The 26,017-nt window shown below is 72.5% G+C and carries 20 protein-coding genes; 10 read left to right on the forward strand and 10 right to left on the reverse strand.

The genetic code is table 11. The annotated features are described in order from the left end of the window. Positions 1-91: 91 nt before the first annotated feature. Positions 92-1,051, reverse strand: a complete 960-nt coding sequence (locus ACZ4Z2_RS29545) for a GntR family transcriptional regulator (protein ID WP_468080100.1) — start codon at positions 1,049-1,051, stop codon at positions 92-94. 231 nt (positions 1,052-1,282) lie between these two features. Between ACZ4Z2_RS29545 and ACZ4Z2_RS29550 the strand changes: the two genes are divergently transcribed. Both ACZ4Z2_RS29550 and ACZ4Z2_RS29555 read left to right on the forward strand, forming a co-directional pair. Beyond that, entirely contained in the window at positions 1,283-2,149 is an 867-nt protein-coding gene (locus ACZ4Z2_RS29550; RefSeq protein ID WP_468080102.1) for a (2Fe-2S)-binding protein, read from the forward strand. Positions 2,150-2,475: 326 nt separating this feature from the next. Continuing rightward, on the forward strand, positions 2,476-3,531 hold the full coding sequence (locus ACZ4Z2_RS29555) for a DUF2637 domain-containing protein (protein WP_468080104.1): 1,056 nt from the start codon (positions 2,476-2,478) through the stop codon (positions 3,529-3,531). Positions 3,532-3,616: 85 nt separating this feature from the next. On the opposite strand, the gene ACZ4Z2_RS29560 is transcribed toward ACZ4Z2_RS29555, so the two are convergent. The 3 genes from ACZ4Z2_RS29560 to ACZ4Z2_RS29570 all read right to left on the reverse strand — a co-directional run bounded on the left by ACZ4Z2_RS29560 (position 3,617) and on the right by ACZ4Z2_RS29570 (position 6,159). After that, positions 3,617-3,994: a nuclear transport factor 2 family protein gene (locus ACZ4Z2_RS29560; protein WP_468080106.1), complete on the reverse strand. Its 378-nt coding sequence runs from the start codon at positions 3,992-3,994 to the stop codon at positions 3,617-3,619. Between the two features lie 142 nt (positions 3,995-4,136). After that, complete coding sequence (locus ACZ4Z2_RS29565) at positions 4,137-4,619, reverse strand: ATP-binding protein (protein WP_468080107.1); 483 nt, start codon at positions 4,617-4,619, stop codon at positions 4,137-4,139. A 532-nt stretch (positions 4,620-5,151) separates the two neighbouring features. Next, a complete protein-coding gene (locus ACZ4Z2_RS29570) occupies positions 5,152-6,159 on the reverse strand; it encodes a protein phosphatase 2C domain-containing protein (RefSeq protein WP_468080108.1) in 1,008 nt (335 codons plus the stop codon). A 1,375-nt stretch (positions 6,160-7,534) separates the two neighbouring features. Between ACZ4Z2_RS29570 and ACZ4Z2_RS29575 the strand changes: the two genes are divergently transcribed. Then, positions 7,535-7,864 (forward strand): hypothetical protein, encoded by a 330-nt coding sequence (locus ACZ4Z2_RS29575; RefSeq protein WP_468080109.1) that lies wholly within the window; start codon positions 7,535-7,537, stop codon positions 7,862-7,864. A 306-nt stretch (positions 7,865-8,170) separates the two neighbouring features. Beyond that, a complete protein-coding gene (locus tag ACZ4Z2_RS29580; protein WP_468080110.1) occupies positions 8,171-8,653 on the forward strand; it encodes a DUF456 domain-containing protein in 483 nt (160 codons plus the stop codon). Between the two features lie 90 nt (positions 8,654-8,743). Here the strand turns inward: ACZ4Z2_RS29580 and ACZ4Z2_RS29585 are convergent, their stop codons facing one another. The 6 genes from ACZ4Z2_RS29585 to ACZ4Z2_RS29610 form a co-directional block, all read right to left on the reverse strand. Next, positions 8,744-9,295, reverse strand: a complete 552-nt coding sequence (locus tag ACZ4Z2_RS29585; RefSeq protein ID WP_468080112.1) for a methylated-DNA--[protein]-cysteine S-methyltransferase — start codon at positions 9,293-9,295, stop codon at positions 8,744-8,746. Next, positions 9,292-10,818, reverse strand: a complete 1,527-nt coding sequence (locus ACZ4Z2_RS29590; RefSeq protein ID WP_468080114.1) for a bifunctional transcriptional activator/DNA repair enzyme AdaA — start codon at positions 10,816-10,818, stop codon at positions 9,292-9,294. The genes ACZ4Z2_RS29585 and ACZ4Z2_RS29590 overlap by 4 nt, the downstream gene beginning before the upstream one ends. A gap of 217 nt (positions 10,819-11,035) precedes the next feature. Continuing rightward, the gene (gene rsgA / locus ACZ4Z2_RS29595; RefSeq protein WP_468080116.1) at positions 11,036-12,148 is read right to left on the reverse strand and encodes a ribosome small subunit-dependent GTPase A; all 1,113 of its coding nucleotides are present in this window, start codon (positions 12,146-12,148) and stop codon (positions 11,036-11,038) included. 350 nt (positions 12,149-12,498) lie between these two features. Beyond that, a complete protein-coding gene (locus tag ACZ4Z2_RS29600; protein WP_468080117.1) occupies positions 12,499-14,013 on the reverse strand; it encodes a cellulose binding domain-containing protein in 1,515 nt (504 codons plus the stop codon). 215 nt (positions 14,014-14,228) lie between these two features. Beyond that, positions 14,229-15,587 carry a radical SAM protein gene (locus ACZ4Z2_RS29605; RefSeq protein ID WP_468080119.1) on the reverse strand — a complete coding sequence of 453 codons (1,359 nt, stop codon included), beginning with the start codon at positions 15,585-15,587 and terminating at the stop codon, positions 14,229-14,231. A 150-nt stretch (positions 15,588-15,737) separates the two neighbouring features. Continuing rightward, positions 15,738-16,754: a hydroxyacid dehydrogenase gene (locus ACZ4Z2_RS29610; protein WP_468080120.1), complete on the reverse strand. Its 1,017-nt coding sequence runs from the start codon at positions 16,752-16,754 to the stop codon at positions 15,738-15,740. Between the two features lie 165 nt (positions 16,755-16,919). Here ACZ4Z2_RS29610 and ACZ4Z2_RS29615 point away from each other — a divergent pair, with 165 nt between their 5' ends. From ACZ4Z2_RS29615 to ACZ4Z2_RS29640, 6 genes are all read left to right on the forward strand, one after another. After that, positions 16,920-18,167: an FAD-binding protein gene (locus ACZ4Z2_RS29615; protein WP_468080121.1), complete on the forward strand. Its 1,248-nt coding sequence runs from the start codon at positions 16,920-16,922 to the stop codon at positions 18,165-18,167. A 191-nt stretch (positions 18,168-18,358) separates the two neighbouring features. Then, complete coding sequence (locus ACZ4Z2_RS29620; protein WP_468080122.1) at positions 18,359-19,612, forward strand: ROK family transcriptional regulator; 1,254 nt, start codon at positions 18,359-18,361, stop codon at positions 19,610-19,612. A 309-nt stretch (positions 19,613-19,921) separates the two neighbouring features. Next, positions 19,922-21,187, forward strand: coding sequence for an ABC transporter substrate-binding protein (locus ACZ4Z2_RS29625; protein ID WP_468080124.1), 1,266 nt, complete (start codon positions 19,922-19,924; stop codon positions 21,185-21,187). Positions 21,188-21,210: 23 nt separating this feature from the next. Beyond that, positions 21,211-22,176 carry a carbohydrate ABC transporter permease gene (locus ACZ4Z2_RS29630; RefSeq protein ID WP_468080125.1) on the forward strand — a complete coding sequence of 322 codons (966 nt, stop codon included), beginning with the start codon at positions 21,211-21,213 and terminating at the stop codon, positions 22,174-22,176. Beyond that, on the forward strand, positions 22,173-23,066 hold the full coding sequence (locus tag ACZ4Z2_RS29635) for a carbohydrate ABC transporter permease (protein ID WP_468080126.1): 894 nt from the start codon (positions 22,173-22,175) through the stop codon (positions 23,064-23,066). The genes ACZ4Z2_RS29630 and ACZ4Z2_RS29635 overlap by 4 nt, the downstream gene beginning before the upstream one ends. A gap of 19 nt (positions 23,067-23,085) precedes the next feature. Further along, positions 23,086-25,968 carry a glycoside hydrolase family 2 TIM barrel-domain containing protein gene (locus ACZ4Z2_RS29640; RefSeq protein WP_468080127.1) on the forward strand — a complete coding sequence of 961 codons (2,883 nt, stop codon included), beginning with the start codon at positions 23,086-23,088 and terminating at the stop codon, positions 25,966-25,968. Positions 25,969-26,017 lie beyond the last annotated feature (49 nt).

Here is a 26,017-nt window from a genome sequence, read left to right on the forward strand (position 1 = left end):
ACCCGTGTACTGGACGTACTCGGGTCGGGGCCCGGTGCGTCGAGAGCGCGTGCATGGCGTCGCGGGGTAGGTGGGAATTTGACGACAGGGCCTAGACCGCTCCACCGAAGTGGTTCCCCATGAGGCACTCCACGGCCTCGAGGTCCCCCGCGGCCAACGCGTCCAGCAGTGCGATGTGCTCCGCCGCGTCGGCCATCAGCTCGATCCGGGTCCCGGCGGGCCCGGCGGTCAGCGGCAGCTGACTCCTGCGGTGCAGGTCGTCCGCGAGCTGCACCAACTGCTCGTTGCCGGCCAGCGCCAGCATCCTTCGGTGGAAGGCCCGGTCCGCCTCCCCGTACGTCGCCCGGCACCCGGAGGACGCCGCCCGCGCCGTCTCCTCGGCCAGCGGCCTCAGCTCGGCCCACCGGTCGGCCGGCAGTGTCCGGGCGAGCCGCAGGATCACCGGCACCTGCAGCAGCGCCCGCACCTCCGCCAGCTCGGCCAGTTCCCGGGCGCCGCGCCGCACGACGCGGAAGCCGCGGTTGGGTACGACCTCGACCGCGCCCTCGATCGCCAGTTGCTGCATCGCCTCGCGGACCGGGGTCGCCGAGACCCCGAACTGCTCGCCGAGCGCGGGCGCCGAGTACACCTCGCCGGGCGTCAGCTCACCGGCGGCCAGCGCGGCCCGCAGCGCGTCCAGGATCTGACCGCGCACGGAGGCCCGCTGCACGACGGGGCGCCCCGGGGGGCGGAGCCCGTCAGGCCCTGCCTCGTTCCGGGTCCCGCCACTGCGAGGGAGGGGGATCGGCGTCTCACTGTGGGTGTGCTCACCACGGGCGGCACCGGCGGGCGGCACGGCGTCGCGTCGGCCCGCCTCACCAGTCGGCGCGGCATCACCGCGGCCGGTGTCGCGGCGGCCGACGCTCCCGGCGGCGTCCGCGGTGAGGCCCCGCTCCCGGTCGACGTCCGTCACTCCCGGCTGCGCGGGCACTCGGTAGGCCGTGGCCGGACGGACGGCGTCCGGCGCACTCGCGGCAGGGGCCTGGCGCGAACGCGGTCCGGCCTGGTCCACAGGTCCTCCTCCGAGCCGAGTCATGGGTCACGGGTGTGTCGGGTGTGCCGGGCGGTGCGGCCGGCCGGTAACGGCCACCGGCACCCTGGGGCGGTTGGTCACTACTGGGGTTGTTACCGGTCGTTAAGCACCATAGGCGCACATGCCCTCAGTTCAAACCCGGACCACCTGGGGTAGGGCTCGGCTAAGGTAAGCCTTACCTGGCAGCGATGGTGAAACGGCGGTCTCCGTATGCCCCTGTCCGCACCGGCACCGGCCCCCACTCCGCGCACGTCACCCCTGACGGCCGCCTACACGCGGCTGACCGAGGTCCTGCCCGTGATGAGCGTGACAGAACTCTCCCTCGCCGATCCATTGCCCGAAGGTGAGGGATGGGTCGGCGCCGCCGGGCTCGCCGCGGGCGGCGCCGAGCTGGACGCGTTCCTGGCGTGGGACGAGGACCAGATCCTGAGGGACCACGGGCGGAAGGGGCGCCCGGACGTCGTGGCCGCCTTCGGCCTGCACCGTTACTCCTGGTACGCCTGCCTCCTCTTCACCGTCCCCTGGTTCCTGGAGCGCCGGGTGCCGCGCTTCCCGGCGGAGCACGTGGCGTTCCAACGGGAGCGGAGCCGGCTGGCGGTCCGCGGCGAAACGTTCAGCTGCCTGCCCGGTGATCCGGCCGCCGCCGCGCCCGGCGCCCGTGTGGTCCCGGACGAGGAGGCGCTGCGGGCCGAGGTGCGGGCAGCCTTCGCCGAGCACATGGAACCGGTCCTCGGCGGCTTCGGCCCGCGGATGCGGCGGCGCGGACGGGCCCTGTGGGGCATGGCGACCGACGAGGTCGTGGAGGGCGTCTGGTACATCGCCGAACTGCTCGGCCCCGACGAGCGGGAGCGCTGCCGTCGTGAGCTGGAGCTGCTCCTGCCGGGCGCGACCCCGCCGTACGTCGGGTCCGCGGGCTTCCGTGACCTGACCGGGCCGGGCGGGGAACCGCTGTCGACGCGGGAGCGGGCGAGCTGCTGCATGTACTACACGCTGGCCCCGGAGGACACCTGCGTCACCTGCCCGCGCACCTGCGACACCGAACGGATCGTCAAGCTGACGGCGGCCACGGCGACCTGACGGCTCGTCCGCCGAACGCACACCGGGACCCCCCGGCGATCGCCGGGGGCATGTGCCGTAAGATCCACTCCGGGTGGGAACCTCGTTGGGTTACAGGTGGTTCACAAATTCCTCACGCATCGCGGGAACTTTCCGTGGAACCACTCGAACGGGTAATCTCACTCGCACTCAACTCCCGTCCCTCGCGCGGTAGTTCGAGCAGAATGCCGCCTGGCGTCACTCATTGCACTTCCTTGGCGGTCTCTTGCCCCGAAATCCCCTGAGGGTCGCGAGGATTGGGCCACTATGGCGGGCGTTACGCCCTATCCCAATGCAAGGGACCCCTGATGAGATTGACCGACATATCGCTGAACTGGCTGCTTCCGGGCGCCGTACTGCTCCTGGGCATGCTGGCGGCGGTGGCGGTGCTCGCGCGCGGCAAGCGCTCCGGGGAGCACGCTAAGACCGAGGATTCGTGGGAACGCAGCGAGGAGCGCCGCCGGCGCAAGGAAGCCCTGTACGGCACGGCCTCCTACATCCTTCTCTTCTGCTGTGCCGCGGTCGCCGCGGCCCTCTCCTTCCGGGGCCTGGTCGGGTTCGGTGAACAGAACCTGGGCCTCACCAATGGGTGGCAGTACCTGGTTCCGTTCGGCCTGGACGGCGCCGCCATGTTCTGCTCGGTGCTCGCGGTCCGCGAGGCCAGCCACGGTGACGCGGCTCTCGGCTCCCGCATACTCGTGTGGACGTTCGCGGGCGCCGCGGCCTGGTTCAACTGGGTGCACGCGCCCCGTGGCCTCGGCCACGACGGTGCTCCCCAGTTCTTCGCCGGCATGTCCCTGTCCGCCGCGGTGCTGTTCGACCGCGCGCTGAAGCAGACCCGCCGGGCGGCGCTGCGCGAGCAGGGCCTGGTGCCGCGTCCGCTGCCGCAGATCCGTGTGGTGCGCTGGCTGCGGGCTCCGCGTGAGACGTACAAGGCGTGGTCGCTGATGCTCCTCGAGGGCGTGCGCAGCCTGGACGAGGCCGTGGACGAGGTGCGCGAGGACAAGCGCCTCAAGGAGGAGACCCGCGCGCGCAAGCGGGAGCAGGAGCGTCTGGAGCGGGCTCACCTCAAGGCGATCAGCCGTGGCCACCGGGGTCTGCCCGGCCGTGGCGGCGGCGGTGGCGGCGGCCAGCGCCAGGTGGACACCACCGTGGAGCGCGTCCCGGCCCAGGCGGTCTCGGAGCCTGCCATATCGGCGCCGGAGCCCCTGCCCGTGCGTACCCGCCCCTCCCTGCAGCCCGTGCGCAACGGCTCTGACAAGTCGATCACCGTGGACCTCACCGCGGAGGACGACACAATGGCCCTGCCTCGGCTCGACTCGCTGGAGCGGAAGCTCAAGGACCTTGAGCAGCAGTTCGGCTGAATCCGGACCACACCATCGGACAGGGGCGCGGCATCAGCCGCGCCCCTGTCCGTTTGCTCGTGAAGGACAGCGACAGAAGGCTGACTCAGGAGGCGAACGGCTCGATCTCCCCCGCGAAGACGATGATCTGGTCGATGAGGCTCCGTCGCAGATGGACGACGTCCGTTCCCGCCAGACGGGGGCCTCCATCAGGCGTGGTGAAGACCCACTGGTACCGGGCCCATTCGTCAGGCATGTCCACCGCTGAGCAGCGCACCATCGTGCCGGTCCCCGCCGGGTGGCGCCGGATGTCGAGCACGAACCGCTCGACCGCCGCGATTCCCTCGCTGCGCCCCAACGGTCCCCAGAAGACCACGTCCGAGGTCAGGGCCTGGGAGAGCAGGGCAGTCACATAGCTGTCGTTCGAGGCGTTGAACGCGGAGATGAACGTGTCGATCGCGGAGCGTGCGGTCTCTTCCTGCATCCCCCAGTAATACCAGCCGTTTCGCGTGCGCTCGCCCCACAAGCCGCCTTCCGGTCACGGCGAACCATCCCGGTCACAGCACCAGGGTCCTTCTGATGGATCTCCGCGGGAGAAAGTGCGGCGAGAGGGCGTGCCGGGCGGCCTAGGTGAGGCCGCCGTCGAGGTCGAACCAGACCGACTTGCCCACCCCGTGCGACCGTACGCCCCAGGAGTCGGCGAGGGACTGCACGAGGAGGAGACCGCGACCATGGGTGCTCTCGTCGGTCTGCGACATCCTCGGTTTGGGCCTGCGGGCCACGAAGTCCCGCACCTCCACGTGGAGTCCGCGGGGTGAGACCGTGGCGGTCAGTACCGCGTCGTCGTCGGTGTGGATCAGCGCGTTGGTGACCAGCTCACTCGTGAGCAGTTCCGCGATCTCCGATCTGCCCGGCCGCCCCCACTGCCGCAACAGCTCCCGCAGGGCCTTGCGGGACTCGGGCACCGCCCGGAGATCCGCCCGCCCCAGTCTGCGCCTGAGCTGACCGGCACAGGGCTGCGCCGGCACATCGTCGGTCTCTTCCTCCACCGTTTCCGTCGAGGACGCCCCGATCGCCACGGGACCGCCTCCTCGCGCCTGCCTCTTCATGACCCCCGCCCACGCGCCGATGACCGATTCCCCTCCTGCTCGAACACGTACACGGGAATCCTTGCCCGGTCCGGATCGCGGCACTCATGCCGAATCGTCAACGACCGTCCGTGCGCTTTCAAACGCACAGGGTCAAGCCAGCCATCCGTACCGGAAGACAGCGCTTCCCTCCCCGGAAAACCACCTCACACGGCGACGAACCCGGCGCCGCGCCGGCGGCCGCGAGGCCGGTACCGGACCCCGCGGCCCTTACCAACCCCCCACGTGAGGCTGGAGATCCGGCCGTGTCGCAACGGCACGCGACGGGCGGACGGGCCCCGCACCAGCGACGGACGGGGGCGGCTCGACGACGATGATGTTCATTGGCTGAAATCGAGCGCTGGTACAGGCCAACCGACCGTCCGATACGACGACTTGACACCGGCCACCGCCCATGAGGGGCGCACGCGGACCACCGCCTACCCGCACCCGCCGGGTTCACGCACTCCCCTCGACCCGCCTTCGGACGGGCGGGGGCGGCTTCCCGGCCGTCTCATGCTTCCCAGACTGCCGCGGCCGTGCGGTCGTCGGCGTAGCCCTTGACGCGGACCTGGGTGTCGGCGAGGAAGGCGGCGAGGCCGGGTGGCTCGGCGGTGCGCCAGCGGGCCGCCAGGTGGTCGGCGAGCGCCTCCTCACCCCGCAGGGGTTCGGCGAGCCCGGGAGTGCACAGCAGCAGGACGTCGCCCTCGCGGGCCACGGACGCGCGGAACCGGAAGGGTTCACGGGGCGGCGCGGGAGCCGGTTCGTACGGGCTCGGCGGCGTCGCGATGCCGAGGTCCATGGTGAGCCGGTCGCCCTCGGGGGTCTCGTGCGGCAGGGAGCCGAATCCGACCACCGGGGCGCCGGCGGCCTCCGCGACCCGCGGCTCGATGTCCTGCCACTCCCCTCCCCTCAGCCGGAACAGTCCGCCCGGCCCGACCCCGAAGAACACGCGCGTACGGCACCGGGGGTCGGCCGGGAGCAGCAGACAGCGCAGGCTCGCGGTGTACTCCTCCGGGTCGAGCCCCTGCTCGACCGCGCTCGCGCGCAGTCTGCCGAGGCTGCGGTCGGTGAGCCGGTGCAGTCCCGACTTCAGCTCGCCGCGCCGGGCGGCCCTGATGTCCTCCACGAGGCGTGCGTGGCTGCGCCCGATCGCCTGCCCGATCCAACGGCACGCCTCCGCCGCCGCCCGGTGCGCGCCCGGCGTCGCCCGGACCCCGGTCGCCGTCGCCACCAGCACCAGCGCCTGCTCGCCCACGCCGAACCGGGCGGTGAGCAGCGAGTCCCGGCGCGGCTCGCCCCGGTAACGCGAGGAGTCCCCTCGTAGCGAGACGGCACGAAGCGTACTGGCCCCGCAACGTGCGCCGTCCAGCACCGTGTCGGCGACCAGATCACCGAGGTCGTCCGGGTCGGCCGGCGGCAGCGCGGTCGGCTCGGCGTCGTACGTGGGCGGCCCGGACCCCACGTAGTCCACGTGGACCGGCTGGCTCCCGGTGACCAGCCGGACCTCCTGTGCCTGCAAGGTACGGGGGTCCACCTCCGCGCCGGGCCCCGCGTCGGAGGGCTCGGGGGCGGGAGGGCCGGCGGGCACCGCGGTACCGGCCGAGACACCGAGAACCGGACGTGAGGAGGGGGGCGGCGCCACTCCCGAGTCCGCCGGGGAGGGGGTGGTGGGGGGTGGGGTGAGGGCCGACGGGGGGTCGGGCGGGGTCGACGGCGCGGGCGGAAGGGCGTCGCTCGCTGGGGACGGGGCGGCTGGCGGGGGGTTGGGCGGCGTCGACGGAGCGGGCGGGATGGGGGCGTTCGGTGGGGGCGGGAGCGCGTCGCTCGGCGCGGGCTGGACGGGGGCGTTCGGTGGGGGCGGGAGCGCGTCGCTCGGCGCGGGCTGGACGGGGGCGTTCGGTGGGGGCGGGGCAGGGGCGTGGGGTGGAGGCAGGGGTGTGCCGTGCGGGGCGGGCTGCTCTGAAGGGGGCTCGGCTCCGGCTCGCGTACCGGCTCCGGTGCCCGTACCGTCGCCGGCTTCCGTACCGGAGCCGGCGCCGGCTGCGGGCGGCCGGGGTGGGGCCGTGGGTGGGTCGCCCGCTCGTCGTGGGTCGTTCGGGAGGCCGGAAGCCGGAGGGCGGCCGGGCGAGGGGGTGGGGGCCAACGGGCCCGTTCCGGAGCGGGTGGGGCCGCCCGGGCGCGCCCATGGCCCCGGGGGCCACAGCGAGCCGGACGACCGCGGGGGCCGCGACGGACGCGACGACGGGGAGGCCGCGCTGGGCAGCGGGCCGGTCCTCGGCGGTGAGCCCGCGCTGCCTCCAGGGGCTGCTGCCTCGCCGGTTGGGCCGCCACGCGGTGGAGCCGCGCGGAAACCGGGGGGCCTAGGCCCTGGCGGAAAGACGTCCGGCCCAGGCGCCTGCGCGGAAGGAGGCTGCTCAGCGGAGGGAGGATCCTCACCGGACGGGGGCCGCACGGCAGCCGCGGGCCGCTCGGCGGACGCGGGCCGCTCGGCGGACGGTGTCCGGTCGGCGGGGGGCGATGGGGCGGACGAGGGCTGATCGGCCGGTGGCGACCCGGCGGACGGTGCTTCCCAGGGCGCCGGCTGCGGAGTCAGGCCGCTGCGGCGCAGGGCGTCGGCTGCGGGGTCGGCGCCCTGGGGAGCGGCGGGCGGCTCGGAGGGCGGGGCCGGGTCGACTACCCGGCGAGCGGCAGGCGGCTCGGAGGGCCGGGCCGGATCGGCGACCTGGGGAGCAGCGGGCGGCTCGGAGGGCGGGCTCGGGTCGGGTAGCCGGCGGGGGGCGGGCGGCTCGGAGGGGCGGGCAGGGTCGCGTACGGGGTTGCCGGGGGATCCCTGGGGCGGGACCCTGTCCGAAAGGGAGCCGGTGGCCGAGGGGGCCGAAGGGAGCCAGGGGTTCGTGGAACCCGTGGCGGCGGCTCTTCCGGGGCCGGTGCCCCGCGTCCGCCGCCCCGTACCGCTCGGGCCATCCGGTTCCGCCCCCGGGGCGCGCTGCGCGGTCGGCGGGCTCGGCACGTCCGACCCGTTCTGGCCGTTCGAACCGTTGTTCTGGCTGTTCGGCCCGTTCGCGCTGGTCGAGTTGTTCGGCCCGTTCGACGGGGACGTCGGCCGCTTCGCGACCGTGTTCGCCGCTGAGGCGAACCGGTCGTCGAGGGAATCAGCCGCGACAGAGGGGCCCGTGTCCCCGCTGGCGTCGTCGTACAACTGCCGCCACCAGTCGTCCTCATGACCGGTCGGCCTCTCCCCCTGCTGGCTCATGCCCCTAATTGTCCACCTCAACAGCCGTATGAAAACGGGGCATCCGGAAAATCAGTCCGCAGAGCCGACGACCGTACGGCGTGTCGGATTACCCGTCGAACTCCGGTGCGACACCAGGGAGTCGAGGGATCGGAGGGCCTTCCCCCGCGACCGGCGGACCTCGGGCGGCGACACCGATGTCGCCCTGTCCCCGCGGAGCGTGCCGCAGGGGCCCGTGCCCGTGCCGGGCCAGCCTTTCTGACCTGCGCTTTCTCGTGCCGTCCTGCACTCTGGGCAGATGGGAGTGTGGGAACTCCTGCTGGCCGGCGTGGTCGTACTGTTCGGCCTGTGCGGAGTGCTGGTGCCCGGCGTACCGGGGTCCTTGCTGGTGTGGGCCGGGGTCATGTGGTGGGCGCTGCAGGAGCCCCGCCCGGTCGCCTGGTGGGTGCTCGTCGGCTCCACGACCGTGCTGCTGCTGTCCCGGGCGGTCCGCTGGATGCTGCCTCCCCGGCGCCTGGAGCTGAGCGGCGCATCCCCCCGAATGGCGGTGTGCGCCGGTGTCGGGGCGCTCCTGGGGTTCGTCCTCGTCCCGGTGGTCGGCGCGATCCCCGGTTTCCTCGGCGGGATCTACCTCTCCGAACGGCTCCGGCTCGGCCGGCACGGCGAGGCGGTGGCAGCCGTGCGCACGGCCATGCGGTCGGGGGGCTCCAGCGTGCTCGCGGAGCTGTTCGCCTGCCTGCTGATCGCGGGGGCCTGGATCGGGGCGGTGCTGGGCCGCTGAGGCGAGCCCCGGCGGAGTCGCTGCGCCGGTATGCCCGCGTGGTGTGGGCGGACCCGAGCACAGGCGTGCGGGTCCGTCCAGAGCGCCGGGCTAGGGAGTTCCACGGTCGTCCTCGCCCGCGGCCCCGAGCACTCCCTCCAGGCCGAGGAGCAGGCGCTTGCGGTGGAGGCCGCCGGCGTATCCCGTGAGGGAGCCGTCCGCGCCGATCACGCGGTGGCAGGCGCGGACGATGAGCAGCGGGTTGGCGCCGATCGCTCCGCCGACGGCCCGGACGGCGGCCCTGGGCGCGCCGATGCGGGAGGCGATCGCGCCGTACGTGGTGGTCGCGCCGTAGGGGACGTCGTCGAGGGCGGCCCAGACCCGCTGCCGGAACTCCGTGCCCTCGGCGCGCGACTCCAGCCGGAACTCCTTCAGCTCCCCGGCGAAGTAGGCGGCGAGCTGTTCCTCGGCCTCCCGGAAGGGCGCCGGTTCGCGCCGCCAGTCCGCCAGCGGGACCCGGCCGCCCTTCTGCTCCGGGACGGAGAGGGAGGTGAGCACGCCGGACTCGTCGGCGGTCAGGAGGAGGGGGCCGACGGGGCTGTCGACGGTGGTGTAGTACGTCCGCTGCCCGGAACGCACGGCTGAACTCACGGCTGAACTCACGGCTGAACTCCTCGTCGACACCGGTCTGGTCGTAGGTGGCGCAGGGCGTACGAGCGCCAGGGCCGCCATGCGTCGGGAAGGGGTGTGCCCGGCGGGGCCACGTCGGGGTCGCCGAGGGCGCGGGTGCGGATCTCGGCGACGGTACGGGGGTCCATCCCCGGCAGGGCGAGCAGCGCGGCCTCGGCCTCGTCGCGGTCGGCGCCGACGTCGAGGCGGACGGTGCCGTCGGCGAGGGCCGTGGCGAGCGCGCGGAGGGGGCCGCCCGAGTCGGCGCCGGTGAGGGCGGCCGGTTCGGGGAAGAGGTGCGTGAGCGTCCCGTGCGGGGCGTCCAGGGTCTTGCCGTGCGCGCGGACGAGTCGCTCGGCCTCCGCGGGTCCGACCAGGGCCCGGATCGCGCACTCCTCGGGGTCCGCCGCGCCAGGTGAGCGCAGGCCCGGCCGGGCGGCGACGAGCGGGGCGAGCCGGTCGTCGGCGCCGAGGCGCTCGTCCACGGCGTAGGGGTCGGCGTCGAGGTCGAAGAGGCGGCGCAGCCGCTGGACGGCGGTGGTGAGGTCGCGGGGGTCGGTGAGGTGGAGGCGGGCGTCCAGCCAGCCGCCGGGGTGCCCTCCGGGCCGGCCGGGCGACGGCCTCGTGCGGCCTCGGCCGCCGGTGCCCTGGTCTCGACCTTCGTCCACCTCGGCGATCCCGGTGCCGTACGGCAGGCGCAGGGTGCGGCGGTAGGTGCGGTGGCCTCGGGGGCCGCTGATCTCCTCGACGCCGGGGACCGCCTCGGCGGCGAGGACGTCGAAGAGGGCCGTGGAGTGGTAGGGGCCGCGGTGGGCGAGGCGCAGGGGGATGCCGGCGGACGGGATGCCGTCGGCGTCGGAGGGCCCGGGGCGGGTGCCGTCGCCCGGCGGGGTGCGGGTGCCGTCGCCCCGTGGGGTGCGGGTGTCGCGTCCGGGGGCGGCGGCGCGGAGGGCCGTGGGGGTGGTGGCGTAGATCGCGCGGATCGTGTCGTTGAACTGGCGGACGCTCGCGCAGCCGGAGGCGAAGGCGATCTCCGTGACCGGCAGGGTCGTGGTCTGGAGCAGGACGCGGGCGGTGTGGGCGCGCTGGGCGCGGGCCAGGGCGACGGGGCCCGCGCCCACCTCGGCGGTGAGCTGGCGCTGGATCTGGCGGGTGCTGTAGCCGAGCCGTACGGCGAGACCGGCGACCCCCTCCCGGTCGACGACGCCGTCCGCGATGAGGCGCATGGCCCGGGCCACGGCGTCCGCGCGGACGTTCCACTCGGCGGAGCCGGGGGTGGTGTCCGGGCGGCAGCGGCGGCACGCCCGGAACCCGGCCTGCTGTGCGGCGGCCGCGGTGGGGTGGAAGCGGACGTTGTGCCGTTTCGGGGTCACCGCGGGGCAGCTGGGGCGGCAGTAGATGCCGGTGGTGGTGACGGCGAAGAAGAAGGTGCCGTCGAAGCGGGCGTCCCTGCTGCGTACGGCCTCGTACCTGGTGTCGTCGATGTCCTCGGCGATGTCCTCGTCGATGTCCTGCACAGGTCCAGTCTCCGTGACGGCGGAGGGTACGGCTGGCGGGATTCGGACATGACATTCGGGGGTGCGGGGCGACCGCGCGCTCCCCGCGCCCCGAGGGGACGGGCCCGGGCCCGTCCCCTCCAGGACGCGAGGCACTCCCGTCAGGGCGCGAGGCACTCCCCTCAGGGCGCGAGGCACTCCCCTCAGGGACGCGGGGTGCCGGTCTCCCGGCCGGCGGCTAGCGTCGGCCGCCCCGCTTCGCCTCCATCGCGGCGCGGCCCTCCGCGCCCCTGCGCTTCCACTCCTTGCGGATCTCCGCGCGCAGGCGGGCGTCGCTCTTGGCGACGATGCGCTGGTTCTCGCGGAGGAGTTTGCGGTAGCTCTCCAGGCGGCGCGGGGACAGGGTGCCCGTGTCGACGGCGGAGAGGACCGCGCAGCCCGGCTCGGCGACGTGCGCGCAGTCGTGGAAGCGGCAGCGCGCCGCGAGCTCCTCGATCTCGGCGAAGACCTGGTTGACACCGGTCTCGGCGTCCCAGAGCCCGACACCGCGCAGCCCGGGGGTGTCGATGAGGACGCCACCGCCGGGGAGGGCGAGGAGGTTGCGGGTGGTGGTGGTGTGCCGGCCCTTGCCGTCGACGTCGCGGGTGGCCTGGACGTCCATGACGTCCTCGCCGAGCAGCGCGTTGGCGAGGGTCGACTTGCCCGCGCCGGACTGCCCGAGCAGCACGGAGGTGCCGCCGGAGAGGACGGCGCGGAGGACGTCGAGGCCCTCGCCTGCGGTGGAGCTGACGGTGAGGACGGGGACGCCGGGGGCGGCCGTCTCGACGTCCTGCACCAGGTGGGCCAGCGTCACCGCGTCCGGGACGAGGTCGGCCTTGGTGAGGACGACCACGGGCTGCGCCCCGGACTCCCAGGCCAGCGCGAGGAACCGTTCCACACGGCCGAGGTCGAGTTCCACGGCGAGCGAGACGGCGACGACGGCGTGGTCGACGTTGGCGGCGAGGATCTGCCCCTCGGCGCGCTTGGAGGAGGTGGAGCGCACGAACGCGCTGCGGCGGGGCAGGTAGGTGCGGACGTAGCGGGGGTCGCCCGCGGGTTCGACGGCGACCCAGTCGCCGGTGCACACGACGCGCATCGGGTCGTGCGGGGTGACGAACGCGGTGTCGGCCCGCAGCAGCCCGTCGGCCGTGATGACGTCGCACTGCCCCCGGTCGACCCGGACGACCCGCCCGGCGAGCAGGCCCTCGGCGTCGTACGGGGCGAAGGCGTCCGCCCAGGCGTCGTCCCAGCCGTAGGGGGCCAGAGCGGAGAGAGAGGAGGCGGAACCGGAAGGAGAGCCGGAGAAAGTCAAGGGAGACCCTTCACAAGGGTGGTCCCGGCGGCCGCGCGAGCCCTTCGGGGGCGCCGCGGGGTGTTGGGTGAGTGTCAGCCGGTGACCACGGAGGTGGACTGGATGGATTCCTGGATGAGGGCAGCGCTCGTCACCGTGACAGCCATCGGTCGACACCTCCTGTCTCACTCGTCATGGGCACCGGCGGCCGAAGAGGCCGCGGCGCGGAACGGTCACACCCTAGCGGGGGCCGACGGTCACCCGTCAACCGATTTAACCGCCCCCGGGAATCCCCACCGACCGCCCCTCCCCCCGGCCCCCGGCCCTCGGCCCCCGCCCCGACACCGCTGGTCCGCTAGTTCGCCACTCCGCTAGTCCACCGTCTTGCAAGGGCGGCCGTTGAGGGTGAAGTCGTCGGGGGTCGTGTTGGCGTCGTACTCCCAGGCACCGAGGAAGCCGACGCCGAACGTGCCGCCCTTGGCGACGGTCTTGTTGTAGTCGGCGGCGGTGGCGGTGACGCGCGTCCCGTTCTGGTCGAACGTGCCGTCCCACATCTGAGTGACGCGCTGGCCCCCTTCGTAGGACCAGCCGATACGCCAGCCGTCGAGGGCCTTGGTGGTGGTGACGGTGACGGTGGCCTGGAAGCCGCCCGGCCACTCGTTGTCGACCTGGTAGCGGACGTGGCAGGTCGCGGCGGACGGCTTGTCGGGCTCGACCGGCTCGTGCGACTCCCGCGCGGGCGTCGAGGAGTCGCCCTGGGGTTCCTCGTTGCTGTTGCTGCTGCTGCCGTCGCCGTCCGTGCCGGTCTCCTGCGGGCGGGTCGTGCTCTGCAGTCCCGACGAGGCGCCGGACGGGTCGGGCTCGGTGTCCGGGACGGAGGGGCCCCGCTGGGCCACCGGCGACTCGCTCGTGCTTCCGCCCCCGGTCACGGTCGTGTCGTCGTCGCCGAACTGCATCAGGGAGACGGTGAGCGCGAGGACGGAGACGATGGCGGCGCCGGCCAGCAGCCCGGTGCGGCCGATCCTCGGCCGGGGTTCCTTGCCCGGCGACAGTCCCCGGTCGGTGCCGGTGGCGTCGGCGCGGCCGGGCAGGAGACCCGCCTCGGCGGCCCGGCGACGACGCTCCAGATAGGCGAGTCCGCCCCAGCCGATGACACCGCCGGCGAGGGCGGCGGGCAGGCCGCCTCCGTGCAGCCCGAGGCAGGCGGCCGCCTCGGCGCACTCCACGCAGGTGGCAAGGTGCCGTGAGAGGTCGTCGGGGGTGTCCGCGCCGGGCGAGCGCGTGACCGCGTCCAGCAGCCGCGCGTAGCTGCGGCAGTCGGCGTCCATGGGCGTGTCGACGAGGTTGCGCTGGCACCGGTCGCGGAAGAGGCTCCGTACCTGGTCGAGTTCGGCCAGGGCGACGGCCGGGTCCAGGCCGAGCCTGCGGGCCACCGAGGTCAGCGGCAGCGACTCGACCTCGGCCAGCCACAGCAGCGCCGCGTCGGGCTCCTGCATGTCCCTGAGGGCGCGCAGGGCGAGCGGGCGGTGCAGCGGCGGCCCGGCGTAGCGGAACGCCTTGTCCGAGTTGAGCCACAGCCGCAGGTCGGGGTCGAGCCGGTGGCCCTGCCCGCCCGACTCCCAGGTGGCGGCGGTGGTCCTGACCCAGGTCAGCAGGAAGGGTATTCGGGGCAGCCGAAGGACCCGCCGGCCGGCGCCGCGGCCGGCGCCCGCCTCGTACTCCAGGGCCTCGGCCTCCCGCATACCGCTGCTGAAGGCCTGGGTGGCCAGTTGGGTCGCCGCGTTCGAACCGGAGGTGCACAGATCGGCGTACGACAGGACCGCGTCCCAGCACTCCGAGAACAGCGCGGCTTCGGCGGCGTTCTGGGGCTTCGGCAGGTCGGGCATGGGTCTCCTGCATCCACAGAGCGAGGGGGGAAGTCCACAAGAAAGGCCAACTGGCCCTTGAGGCAAGGGAGTTGAGGGGGCCACCTTGTGGCGGCCCCGAGCTTTTCACGCTTCCCACACAACTGACAAGCCGCGTGTTCAGATGTGCCGAACGTCGGTTTCCGCTGTGGAGTTGTACGCAGGAGAGTCCCGTCCAGCTCAAACGGTCACAGGAGTTACTCGACTGTAACCTCTTCCGCGGCCTCTTCCGCGGCCCCTTCCGCCGCTTCGTCGGCCGCCGGGAGGCTGTCCATGAAGGAGCTGACGGAGAAGACCGCGTTGCCGGGGCCGGGCGGGCCGTATCCGGGGGGCGAGGACAGGCCGAAGTCGTCCATCGTCGCGCGGTACGCCTCCAGGAGCCTGATGTGGTACTCCAGCGGCGCGCCCTGCGGGTTGGCCTTGCCGAGCGGGGTCGTGGGCTCCGGGCACCAGGTGGTGAAGCGGGGCGTGATGCCGTGCGACATGAAGAAGCGCAGGCCCTCGGTGGTGGACGCGATGGCCTCGTCGACCGTGGTGAACCCGAACGGCTCGGCCATCTCCACGCCCGCGACGAAGTTGGGGATGACGTTGCGCGCGCCGAAGACCTCCGCCGAGTCGAGGATGCGCTTGTGCCACTCGTCGCGGCCGACGTAGCGCTCCTTGCCCGGGCAGTACATCTTGAAGAGGTACTCGTCCCACACCTCGTAGTTGGGGTGGTAGATCTTCACGCCGTAGTCGTGGAAGCGCTTGACGTCGTCCAGCGGCAGCGCCTGCGCGACGACCTTGCCGATCCAGCGGTTCGGGAAGCGCTCCTCGATCGCCTTGGCGTAGTGGCCGTAGAAGTCGGCCTCGTCCCGTCCCGAGACGGTCTTGGTGATCGCGCCGCCGGTGAGGGTGTACGCGGTGGAGGTCTTCGCGGTGTCGTACCGGTCGATGATCTCCAGCGCCTCCAGGACCTCGTCGACGTCCTTCACGCCCGTGTACGGCCGGCCGGCGGCCTTGTGCTGGCGCCAGTTGTGGTTGATGTCGCAGTACTGGCACTCCTCCTTGGCGCCGAAGTACTGGCAGACGCGGAAGACGGTCAGGTAGATGAGGTAGCCCCACTGGATGGTGGGGGCCACCTCCATCACGGACTTCCCGTTGGACAGGGTGTGCCGGTAGTACTCGGGCATCGGCGGCACGCCGACGTCCGCGATCCGGCGGCCGTCGAGGTAGAGGCCGAGGAGACCGTCGTCACCGGCCGCGACGCGGTACGGCGACGACGGGTTGACCCGTACGGAGACGACGGTGCGCCGCAGGTCGTAGGGGCCGCCGGTGAGGATGATCTCCTCGGGCGGGCGGCGCAGGGCGGCCTCGCCCAGTTCCGGCAGGGTGCCGTGGTCGAAGGAGAAGATGAAGTACGACTTCGGCTTGACCTCGCCGTCCTCGTTGTCGCTGAGGGCGGAGGCGTCGAAGGCCACGCCGCCCCTGAGCAGGTCCTCCTTGAAGACGGCTTCCCGTGGCACGTGCGGGAACCTCTCCATCAGGTCCTCCACCAGCGCGGTGCGGCTGCCCATGCCGTTTCTCCTCTCGTTCGACTCCTCACGGTATGCCTCCGGCCCCGCGGAGGTGGGAGCGGGGGCCCCGAGCGGGTCGCGCGGCGGCCGGCGAGCGGCTCGGTGAGGGGGCGAGCGAACGGGGAACCGGGCGGGCGGCCGCCCCGGGGGTCACGCCGTGCGGGCGAGGACGGCCCGGTCGAGGGCGTGGGCCAGGGGGGCGCCGGCGGCCAGGCGTTCGGCCTCCTGGGTGACCGCCAGGCCGAGGCGGGCGATCTCGTTGCCCTGGGAGCCGGCGAGGTGGGGGGTGATGAAGGCGTTGGGGAGGTCGAGGAGCGGGGAGTCGGCGGGGAGCGGCTCGGGGTCGGTGACGTCGAGGATCGCGGAGAGGCGGCCGGTGCGCAGTTCGTCGGTGAGGGCGTCGTGGTCGACGAGGCCGCCGCGGGCGGTGTTGATCAGGACGGCCCCGTCGGGCATGAGGGCGAGCTCGCGCCGGCCGACGAGACGGTGGGTCTCGGGGATGTCGGGGGCGTGGACGGTCACGATGTCGCTGGTGCGCAGGAGGTCGTCGAGCGGGAGCAGGGGGACGCCGAGGGCGGCGGCGCCCGCCTCGTCGACGTAGGGGTCGGTGAGGCCGACCCGCAGGTCGAAGGGGCGCAGCAGTTCGATGACGCGGCGGCCGATGCGGGAGGCGCCGATGACGCCGACGCGGCGGCCGTGATTGCCGATGCCGGGGACGAGGCCCCAGCCGGCCTGGTCGCGTTCGGCCCGGAGGCGGTCGCGCCGGCGGAGGATGTCCTTGCCGGCGAGCAGGATCATCGCGAGCGTGTACTCGGCGACGGGCAGGGCGTTGGCGTCGGCGGCCGTGGAGACGGTGATGTCCCGCTCCCAGACGGCCGGGGTGACGAACCCCTTCACCGAGCCCGCCGCGTGGAGGATCGCCCGCAGCGCGGGCGCCGTGTCGAGGACCGCCGCGTCGATCCGGGGGCAGCCCCAGCCGGTGATCAGTATTTCGGCCCGTTCTAGCACCGGCCGGACGCGGGGGTCGGTGAAGTCCTCGGCGCGCTCGACCACCAGCGCGGGGTCGACGTCCACCGCCTCCCGCAGCCGGGACAGCACCTCCGGCGGGAAGACCCGCGGAACGTTCTCGGCGGTCATGGCGAGCAGGGCGCGGGGACGCTCGGGCAAGGAAGTGGCCTTCCGGTGGCGGCAGTCGGCGACAGTAAGCGTTCTCACACCGTAGGCGGGCGGTCGCGAGGGGGTCAACGGGCTCCCAGGAGCAGGGAGGATGAGCGCCGACGGCACGCGATCGAATCGGGCCCCTGGGGCTCGCGCATCGGGGAGGACTGCAGGATGACGACCGGGACCCTGACCAACTGGGCGCGGAACATCACGTACAGCGCGAAGGAACTGCACCGGCCGCACTCGGTCGACGCGCTGCGGGCCCTGGTCGCGGGCGGTGAACGGGTGCGGGTGCTGGGCAGCGGGCACTCGTTCAACGAGATCGCCGAGCCCGGCCCCGACGGGCTGCTGCTGTCGCTGTCCGCGCTGCCGCCGGTGATCGAGGTGGACACGGCGGCCCGTACGGTACGGGTCGGTGGGGGCGTCCGGTACGCGGAGCTGGCCCGCGCGGTGCACGCCCACGGGCTCGCCCTGCACAACATGGCCTCCCTGCCGCACATCTCGGTGGCGGGGTCGGTGGCCACCGGCACCCATGGTTCGGGGAACGGCAACGGGCCGCTCGCCGCGGCCGTCCGCGAGGTCGAGCTGGTCCTCGCGGACGGCTCGGTGCTCACCCTGGGGCGTGACGACGAGCGGTTCGGCGGGGCGGTGACCTCGCTGGGCGCCCTCGGTGTGGTCACGGCGCTCACCCTCGACCTGGAGCCGGCCTTCGAGGTGAGCCAGACCGTCCACGGCCCGCTCCCGCTGGCCGGGCTGGATCTCGCGGCCGTCTCGGCGGCGGCGTACAGCGTGAGCCTGTTCACCCGCTGGCGGCACTCCGGCTTCGACCAGGTGTGGGTGAAGCGGCGCACCGACCGCCCGTTGCGGGAGTTCCCGTGGGCCGAGCCGGCGGCCGGGCCGACGCATCCGGTGCCGGGGATGCCGGCGGTGAACTGCACCGAGCAGCTGGGGGTGCCCGGGCCGTGGCACGAGCGGCTGCCGCACTTCCGGGCGGAGTTCACGCCGAGCAGCGGGGAGGAGCTCCAGTCGGAGTATCTGCTGCCCCGCGAGCACGCGGCGGCGGCGCTGGGCGCGCTGGACGGGTTGCGGGAGGCGGTCGCGCCCGTGCTCCAGGTGTGCGAGGTCCGTACGGTCGCCGCCGACGAGCAGTGGCTCAGCCCGTCCCACGGCCGGGACACCGTGGCGCTGCACTTCACGTGGGTCGCGGACACGGCGGCCGTCCTGCCGGTGGTGGGGCGGGTGGAGGAGGCGCTGGCGCCGTTCGGGGCGCGCCCGCACTGGGGGAAGGTGTTCACGGTTCCGGCGGCCGTACTGCGGGGGCTGTACCCGCGGCTGGGGGAATTCCGGGCGCTGGCGGACGCACTGGACCCGGCGGGGACGTTCCGCAACGCCTTCGTCCGGGAGGTGCTCGGCGACTGAGCCGGACCGGGGGCGGGTCTCCCACCTGGGGCCCGAGGCGCCCCGTCGCTCTCCGGCCAGGTGGCGGAGGCCGTCGGGGGAACTTTGTAAACCCCCTTTCCTAACCCCTTGTCGAAAGTCCCTCCTAGTCATAGCCTTGCGCCGCGCCGGGGCCGCCTGCCTGGCCATGGCCTGGAGGGATCGGGGAGAACATGTCGTCGGTGAAGCGCACGTCTCGCGACATTCGCACCGCGAACCGTTATGAGGTGCTGCGCCAGATCATCGCCGAGTCTCCCACGTCGCGGCAGGAGCTGGCGGCAGCCACCGGGCTGAGCCTCGCGACGGTCGCCACGCTGGTCGGGGAGCTGCTCGACCTGCGGCTGATCACCGAGGTCGGCTTCGAGGACTCGGCGGGCGGGCGCCCGCGGGGGCTCGTCGCCGTCAACGCCCCGGGCGGCGCGCTGATCGGCGTCGACATCGCGGAGACCTACGTCCGGGTCGAGCTGTTCGACCTGGCGCTGAACGTGCTGGCCCGCGCGGACGAGGACATGCGCCCCGGGGAGAGCCGGCCGGAGCAGGTCGTCGGCCATGTCGCGGCGGCCGTGGGCTCGGTGGTCACACAGGCCGGGGTCGAGGGCGCGCGCGTGCTCGGCGTCGGGGTGAGCGTGCCGGGCCAGGTGGACCGGGAGGGCGGGGTGTCGGAGTACGCCCCGAACTGGGACTGGCACGACGTCCCGCTGCTCGACCTGCTCGCCGAGCACATCGCCTACCCGCTCCACCTGGACAACCCGTTGCGGGCCTGCGCGGTCGCCGAGCTGTGGTTCGGCGCGGCCCGCGGCCGGGGCGACGCCGTCGTGGTGAACCTCGGCACGGGGGTCGGCGCCGGGCTGGTGCTGGGCGGCGGGCTGCACCGGGGGGTCAGCAACAGCGCCGGGGAGTGGGGGCACACGACGCTCGTGCTGGACGGGCGGCTGTGCCACTGCGGCAACCACGGCTGCGTGGAGACGTACGTCGGGGCGCCCGGGATCATGCTGCACCTGCGGGAACTGAGCCCGCGGAGCACCCTGCTCCACCCCGAGGACCAGACCGCGACCATCGACGCGCTCGCCCGGGGTGTCGCCGACGGGGACCCCGTCGCGCTCAAGGTCGTCCGGGACACCGCCCGCTACCTCGGGGCCGGTATCGCCGACCTCGTCAACCTGCTCAACCCGGAGGTGGTCGTGCTCAGCAGCTGGGTCGCGGCCACGCTCGGCGAACCGCTCCTCGCGGAGGTGCGGGAGGCCGTGGCCCGGCACTCGCTGCGCCGGCCGCTGGACGCCGCCGAGATCGTCCTGTCCCCCATCCCGACCGACCCGGTGTGCCTGGGTGCCGCGACCTTCGCCCTCGAGGGGGCCCTGTCGTCCGTCAGCCAGCGGCCCAGCCGGCGCGGCGCCCGGGTGAGGAGCCGTACCGCGCCGGCGTCGTGAGGGGAACGGGTGCGCACCGCGCCGGCCCGGTATCGGGCCTGCTCACGGCGGTGCCACCCCCGTGAACAGAGGGCCGCCGGACCCTGACCCGGCGGCCCTCGTGCCCGTCTCAACTCCACCCCGGAACAGGGGTGTTCGAACACCCGAACTGACTACAACGCTTCGAACAGACTTCGTTCAACCCCTTGCCGAAGCCTTAGCCGAAGGTTAACGTCCCGCTCCGCAAGCCTCTTTGAGCCACTGGCACTGAGCCGCAGAGCCATGCACCGGCGCAGCGCCGGGAGCCGTACTCGAGACAAGGACGTCACCATGTCGGCACTGAGCAACAGGAACTTCGACCGCCGCACCGCACTGCGGGCCGCGCTGGGTCTGGCTGCCGCCGGCGGTCTCGCCGCGTGCGGCAGCAACAACGGCCGAGGCGGCGGCTCCGGTTCGGGCAAGGCCCTGACGCAGTACTTCCACGCCTACGGCGAGGCCGGCACCGAGCAGGCCATCAAGCGCTACGCGAAGGCGTACAAGGGCGCCAACGTCACCACGCAGTGGATCACCGGCTCCAACTTCGAGAGCAAGCTGTTCGCGACGCTGCTCACGGACAAGGCCCCCGACTGCTTCGAGTTCCACCCGCAGCTGCAGATGATCGAGAGCGGCCAGGTGGCGGACCTGACCGACCTGATCGAACCGGTCAAGGACGACTTCAACCCGGCCGACATCCAGTCGCACACGGTCGACGGGAAGATATACGGCATCCGGATGATCGACGACCCGCAGTTCTTCTTCTACCGCAAGTCGATGTTCGAGAAGGCCGGTGTCGAGGTCCCGCAGACGCTGGAGGAGCTGATCGAGGCCGCCGCGAAGCTGACCACGAACAAGGTCAAGGGCGCCTACCTCGGCAACACCCTGCACGCGATCATCAGCCCGCTGATCTGGTCGGCCGGCGCGCAGCACCTGGACGACAAGAACCAGATCGCCTACCACACCGACAGCGTTGTCGAGGGCTTCAAGCAGCTGCGCAAGCTCTTCACCAGCGGTGACCTGCTGCTCGACGCGCCCACCGACTTCTGGGACCCGGCCGCGCTCAACCAGGGCCTGACCGCGATGCAGTGGTGCGGCATGTGGGCGATGCCGCAGATGCAGGAGGCGCTCGGCGACGACCTCGGCATCTTCCCGTTCCCCAAGGTCGGCGACGCGGGCAAGCAGTCGGTCTACAACGGCGGTTGGTCGATGTTCGTCAATGCCAAGAGCAAGAACCTCGAGGCGACCAAGGAATACGTGAAGTGGCTGTGGATCGACCAGAAGGAGTACCAGGAGGACTGGGCGCTCTCCTACGGCTTCCACATCCCGCCGCGCACCTCGATCGCCGAGTCCGCCGACAAGCTGAAGTCGGGTCTGCCCGCCGAGGGCGTGAAGCTCTTCAACGAGTTCGGCCACTTCGACAACATCGGCTGGACCCAGGCGAGCATCACCGCGCTGGAGGACGTCATGGCCAACTCGGTGCGCAAGGGCGCCGACCCGGACAAGGAGCTCACGAAGGCCGACGCCAAGGTCAACCGTGAGCTGAAGAAGCTGTTCGGATAGGCCGACGGACAGGTAGCCACGACATGTCGACCATTACCAAGGACGGCGTCTCCAGCCCCGCCCCGGCGAAGGCCGCTCCGGCCAAGCCGCGGCGGGGGCTGCGGGGCTCCCCCGCCCTCAACTTCTGGCTCTTCACGGGGCCGTTCCTGATCGGCCTGGCCGTCTTCGTCTACGCGCCGATCCTGTGGAGTCTGTGGCTCTCGTTCTTCGAAGCCCGCTTCACCGTCACCCCCGACAAGTTCGTCGGCCTGGACAACTACGTCCTGATGCTGACCGACGAGGACTTCGTGGGCTCGCTCGGCACCTTCACCGTCTTCGCCGCGATCATCGTGCCGTTGACCTGGGCGACCTCGCTCGGGCTGGCGCTGATGGTGAACCGGCTGCGGTTCATGCGGGCGTTCTTCCGCTCGGTGTTCTTCCTGCCGACGGCGGTCAGCTATGTCGCCGCCTCGCTCATCTGGAAGATGTCCATCTTCAACGGTGTCCGGTTCGGCCTGATGAACACCTTGCTGGGCCTGTTCGGCATCGACAACACCGCCTGGCTCGCGAGCCCCGACCCGCCGTGGTACTGGCTGGTCATCGTGACCGTACGGCTCTGGCTCCAGGCCGGCTTCTACATGATCCTCTTCATCGCGGCCCTGCAGAACATCCCGCAGGAGCTGTACGAGGCCGCCGCGATCGACGGCGCGAAGCCCGGCTGGCAGACCTTCTGGAACATCACCCTGCCGCAGCTGCGGGCGACCTCCACCGCCGTGATCCTGCTGCTCCTGGTGGCCGCCTACCAGGCGTTCGACGAGTTCTTCAACCTGCTGTCGAAGACCACCTGGGGCCGGCCGCCCCTCATGGAGCTGTACTACAAGGCCCTCGGGGAGAGCCAGGACTACGGCGCGGGCAGCGCGGGCGCGCTGATCCTCACCGTGCTGATCTGCCTCGTCACCCTGCTCCAGGGCAAGCTCATGGGATTCGGAAGGGGTGAGGAGTCCAAGTGACCACCACGACGACACCTCCGGCGGAACGCGTCCAGGCACCGGCCGGGCCGCGCAAGGTCCGCCGCGGCGGCGTGATCGGTTCGACCGGTCTCTACGTCGCCACCGGCATCGCCGCGCTCCTCTTCCTCGTCCCCTTCTATCTGATCGTCCGCAACGCGCTGATGACGGACCCGGAGATCACCGGCGAGGAGTGGAAGTGGTTCCCCTCCGAGATCCAGTGGGGGAACATCAGCAAGCCGTTCGACGACCCGTCGGTCGACTTCGCGCGCTCGCTGTGGAACTCGGCGGTCGTGGGCGTCCTGCACACCCTCGGCACCCTGCTGGTCTGCTCGCTGGCCGGCTACGGTCTCGCGCGCATCCCGTACAAGCACGCCAACAAGGTCTTCTACGCCGTCCTCGGCACCCTGATGGTCCCCACCGCCGTGACGTTCGTGCCCAGTTTCGTCCTGGTCTCGTCCCTCGGCTGGATCGACACCTACCGCGGTCTCATCATCCCGGGCCTCTTCAGTGGTTTCACCTGCTTCCTGTTCCGGCAGTACTTCCTGGGGTTCCCCAAGGAGCTGGAGGAGGCGGCACGGGTGGACGGGCTCGGTTACATGGGCGCGTACTGGCGGGTCGTCGTACCCAACTCGCTGAACTTCTTCGCCGCCATGGCGACGATCACGTTCATCAGCGGGTGGAACTCCTTCCTGTGGCCCCTGGTCATCGGCCAGGACCCGAGCGCGTGGACCGTCCAGGTCGCGCTCTCGAACTACATGACCGGCCAGACCATCACCTACCACCTGATCTTCATGGCCACGGCCATTTCCATCCTGCCCCTGGTGTTCGTGTTCCTCTTCCTCCAGCGCTGGCTGGTGCAGGGCATCGCGCAGACCGGCATCAAGGGCTAGGACACCAGCAAGGAGACCGATGTCTTTCCGCACCACCGGCGCCGCCGCCTCGTCCGTGGACTACGTCGAGGACGTGTCACCGGGCAGCGGGGCCCTGCCGCCCCGCGCCTGGTACGCGTCCTCCGACGCCCGCTCCCTGTCCCTCAACGGCGACTGGCGCTTCCGGCTGTCGCCGACCGCCGACGCCGAGGACGACTCCTTCGCCGAGGAGGGGTACGACGCCGGGGACTGGGCCCGGGTGTCCGTGCCGGGGCACTGGGTGCTGCAGGGCGACGGCGCCTTCGGGGCGCCGATCTACACCAACCACCTCTATCCCTTCCCGGTGGACCCGCCCCGGGTGCCGACCGAGAACCCGACCGGCGACCACCTGCGGTACTTCGACCTGCCCGAGGGGTGGCCCGCCGACGGCGGCGCCGTGCTCCGCTTCGACGGTGTGGAGTCCTGCGCCCGGGTCTGGCTGAACGGCACGGACATCGGTGAGTTCAAGGGCTCGCGGCTCGCCCACGAGTTCGCGGTCGGACACCTGCTGAAACCCACGGGCAACGTCCTCGCGGTGCGGGTCCACCAGTGGTCGGCGGGCTCCTACCTGGAGGACCAGGACCAGTGGTGGCTGCCCGGCATCTTCCGGGACGTCACCCTGCTGCACCGCCCGGCGGGCGCCGTCCTCGACTTCTTCGTGCACGCCTCCTACGACCATGTGGGCGGCACCGGCACCCTGCGCGTCGACTCCGACGTCGACGGCCGGGTCCTGGTGCCCGGGCTGGACATCGATGTCGCGACCGGCGAGCCGGTGACGGTGCCGGTCGAGCCGTGGACCGCCGAGACGCCACGGCTGTACGACGGTGAACTGGTCACGGAGGGCGAGCGCGTCCCGCTGCGGATCGGTTTCCGCACGGTCGTGCTGGAGGACGGCCTGATCAAGGTCAACGGCCGGCCGGTCCTTTTCAAGGGCGTCAATCGCCACGAGTGGCACCCGCAGCGGGGCCGCGCGCTCGACCTGGAGACCATGCGCGCGGACGTGCTGCTGATGAAGCGGCACAACATCAACGCCGTGCGCACCTCGCACTACCCGCCGCACCCCGCCTTCCTCGATCTGTGCGACGAGTACGGGCTGTGGGTGATCGACGAGTGCGACCTGGAGACCCACGGCTTCACCGAGCAGAACTGGCGGGACAACCCTGTCGACGACGACCGCTGGACCCCGGCCCTGCTGGACCGGGCGGCCCGGATGGTCGAACGCGACAAGAACCACCCGTCGGTCGTGATGTGGTCCCTCGGCAACGAGTGCGGCACCGGACGCGGTCTGACCGCCATGGCCGAGTGGATCCACGGCCGCGACAGCTCCCGCCTGGTGCACTACGAGGGCGACTGGGACTGCCGTGACACCGACGTCTACTCCCGGATGTACGCCGACCACGCCGAGGTCGAACGCATCGGCCGGGGCCTCGACGGCGGCACCCGCAAGCGGCGCGGCCTGCCGTTCATCCAGTGCGAGTACGGCCACGCCATGGGCAACGGCCCCGGCGGCCTCGCCGACTACCAGCGGATCTTCGAGGCGCACGACCGGATCCAGGGCGGCTTCGTCTGGGAGTGGATCGACCACGGTGTGACCCACCCCGAGCTGGGCTACGCCTACGGCGGCGACTTCGGCGAGGAGCTGCACGACGGCAACTTCGTCTGCGACGGCCTGGTCTTCCCGGACCGGACGCCCTCCCCGGGGCTGGTGGAGTTCAAGAAGGTCGTCGAGCCGGTCCGCATCGACGGTGACGGCGCCGCCGGGACGGTACGGGTGCGCAACGCGTACGACTTCGCGGACCTGTCGCAGCTGGCCTTCGAGTGGTCGTACCAGGTCGACGGGAAGACGCTGGAAGCGGGCGCCCTGGTCGTGCCCTCCCTGCGGCCCGGGGAGTCGGCCGAGGTGAAGCTGCCGCAGCCGCCGTCCGGCGGACCGGCGGGCGAGGCGCTGTGGACCGTACGGGCGCTGCTGGCCGAGGACACCGCGTGGGGCCGGAAGGACCACCAGGTGGCGTGGGCCCAGCTGCCGGTGGTGGAGCGCCCGTCGCCGACCGTGGTGCCGGGCGACCGTCCCACGGCGAGCGAGAAGCTGATCTACCTGGGCCCGGCTTCCTTCGACGTCCGCACCGGCGCCCTCAGGACGATCGGCGGCGTCGACGTGACCGGGCTTCGCCTCGACGTCTGGCGGGCGCCGACCGACAACGACAACGGGGCGGACTGGCAGCCGGACCCGCAGTACGGCCCGCTCTGGCGCAAGTTCGGCCTCCACCGCATGCGCCACCGCCTGGACGCCGTCGAGGTGGGCGAGGACGCGCTGACGGTACGGACCCGGGTGGCACCGGCGGCGTGGGAGATCGGCCTGCGCACGACGTACCGCTGGACGTCGGACGGGACGCGGCTGAAGCTGACCGTGTCGGTGGCCCCGGAGGGCGACTGGACGGTCCCGCTGCCCCGCCTCGGCATCCGCTTCGGGCTGTCCTCGGCCGACGCGGTGACGTGGTACGGCGGCGGCCCCGGCGAGGGTTACCCCGACACCAAGTCGGCGTCCATGCTGACCCGGTACCACTCCTCGGTCGACGAATTGCAGACCCCGTACCTCCGCCCCCAGGAGAACGGGGCCCGTCCCGACGTCCGCTGGGCGGAGCTCGGCGGTCTGCGGATCGACGGCTACCCGGAGTTCTGGTTCACCGCGCGGCGCTGGACGAGCGAGCAGCTCGACGCCGCCGAGCACCTGACCGACCTCAGGGCCGGTGACACGGTGTGGGTCAACCTCGACCACGGCCAGATGGGCATCGGCTCGCAGTCGTGCGGTCCGGGCGCGCTGCCCCAGTACCATCTGCGCGCCGAGCCGGCGGAGTTCTCGTTCGTGTTCTCCGAGACCCGCTGAGCGGGATCCGCTCCGTGACGGTGAGGGCGGCCGGGCTTCATGGCCCGGC

It is taken from the genome of Streptomyces sp. NPDC030183 (assembly GCF_055573455.1).

Bases quoted from the DNA above. Each gene is read 5' to 3' on its own strand.
- ACZ4Z2_RS29565 (WP_468080107.1), bottom strand. From the start codon at position 4,619: ATGAAGAGGCAGGCGCGAGGAGGCGGTCCCGTGGCGATCGGGGCGTCC.
- ACZ4Z2_RS29625 (WP_468080124.1), top strand. From the start codon at position 19,922: ATGTCGGCACTGAGCAACAGGAACTTCGACCGCCGCACCGCACTGCGG.
- ACZ4Z2_RS29620 (WP_468080122.1), top strand. From the start codon at position 18,359: ATGTCGTCGGTGAAGCGCACGTCTCGCGACATTCGCACCGCGAACCGT.
- ACZ4Z2_RS29550 (WP_468080102.1), top strand. From the start codon at position 1,283: ATGCCCCTGTCCGCACCGGCACCGGCCCCCACTCCGCGCACGTCACCC.
- ACZ4Z2_RS29615 (WP_468080121.1), top strand. From the start codon at position 16,920: ATGACGACCGGGACCCTGACCAACTGGGCGCGGAACATCACGTACAGC.
- ACZ4Z2_RS29580 (WP_468080110.1), top strand. From the start codon at position 8,171: ATGGGAGTGTGGGAACTCCTGCTGGCCGGCGTGGTCGTACTGTTCGGC.
- ACZ4Z2_RS29560 (WP_468080106.1), bottom strand. From the start codon at position 3,994: ATGCAGGAAGAGACCGCACGCTCCGCGATCGACACGTTCATCTCCGCG.
- ACZ4Z2_RS29600 (WP_468080117.1), bottom strand. From the start codon at position 14,013: ATGCCCGACCTGCCGAAGCCCCAGAACGCCGCCGAAGCCGCGCTGTTC.
- ACZ4Z2_RS29630 (WP_468080125.1), top strand. From the start codon at position 21,211: ATGTCGACCATTACCAAGGACGGCGTCTCCAGCCCCGCCCCGGCGAAG.
- ACZ4Z2_RS29555 (WP_468080104.1), top strand. From the start codon at position 2,476: ATGAGATTGACCGACATATCGCTGAACTGGCTGCTTCCGGGCGCCGTA.
- ACZ4Z2_RS29605 (WP_468080119.1), bottom strand. From the start codon at position 15,587: ATGGGCAGCCGCACCGCGCTGGTGGAGGACCTGATGGAGAGGTTCCCG.
- ACZ4Z2_RS29640 (WP_468080127.1), top strand. From the start codon at position 23,086: ATGTCTTTCCGCACCACCGGCGCCGCCGCCTCGTCCGTGGACTACGTC.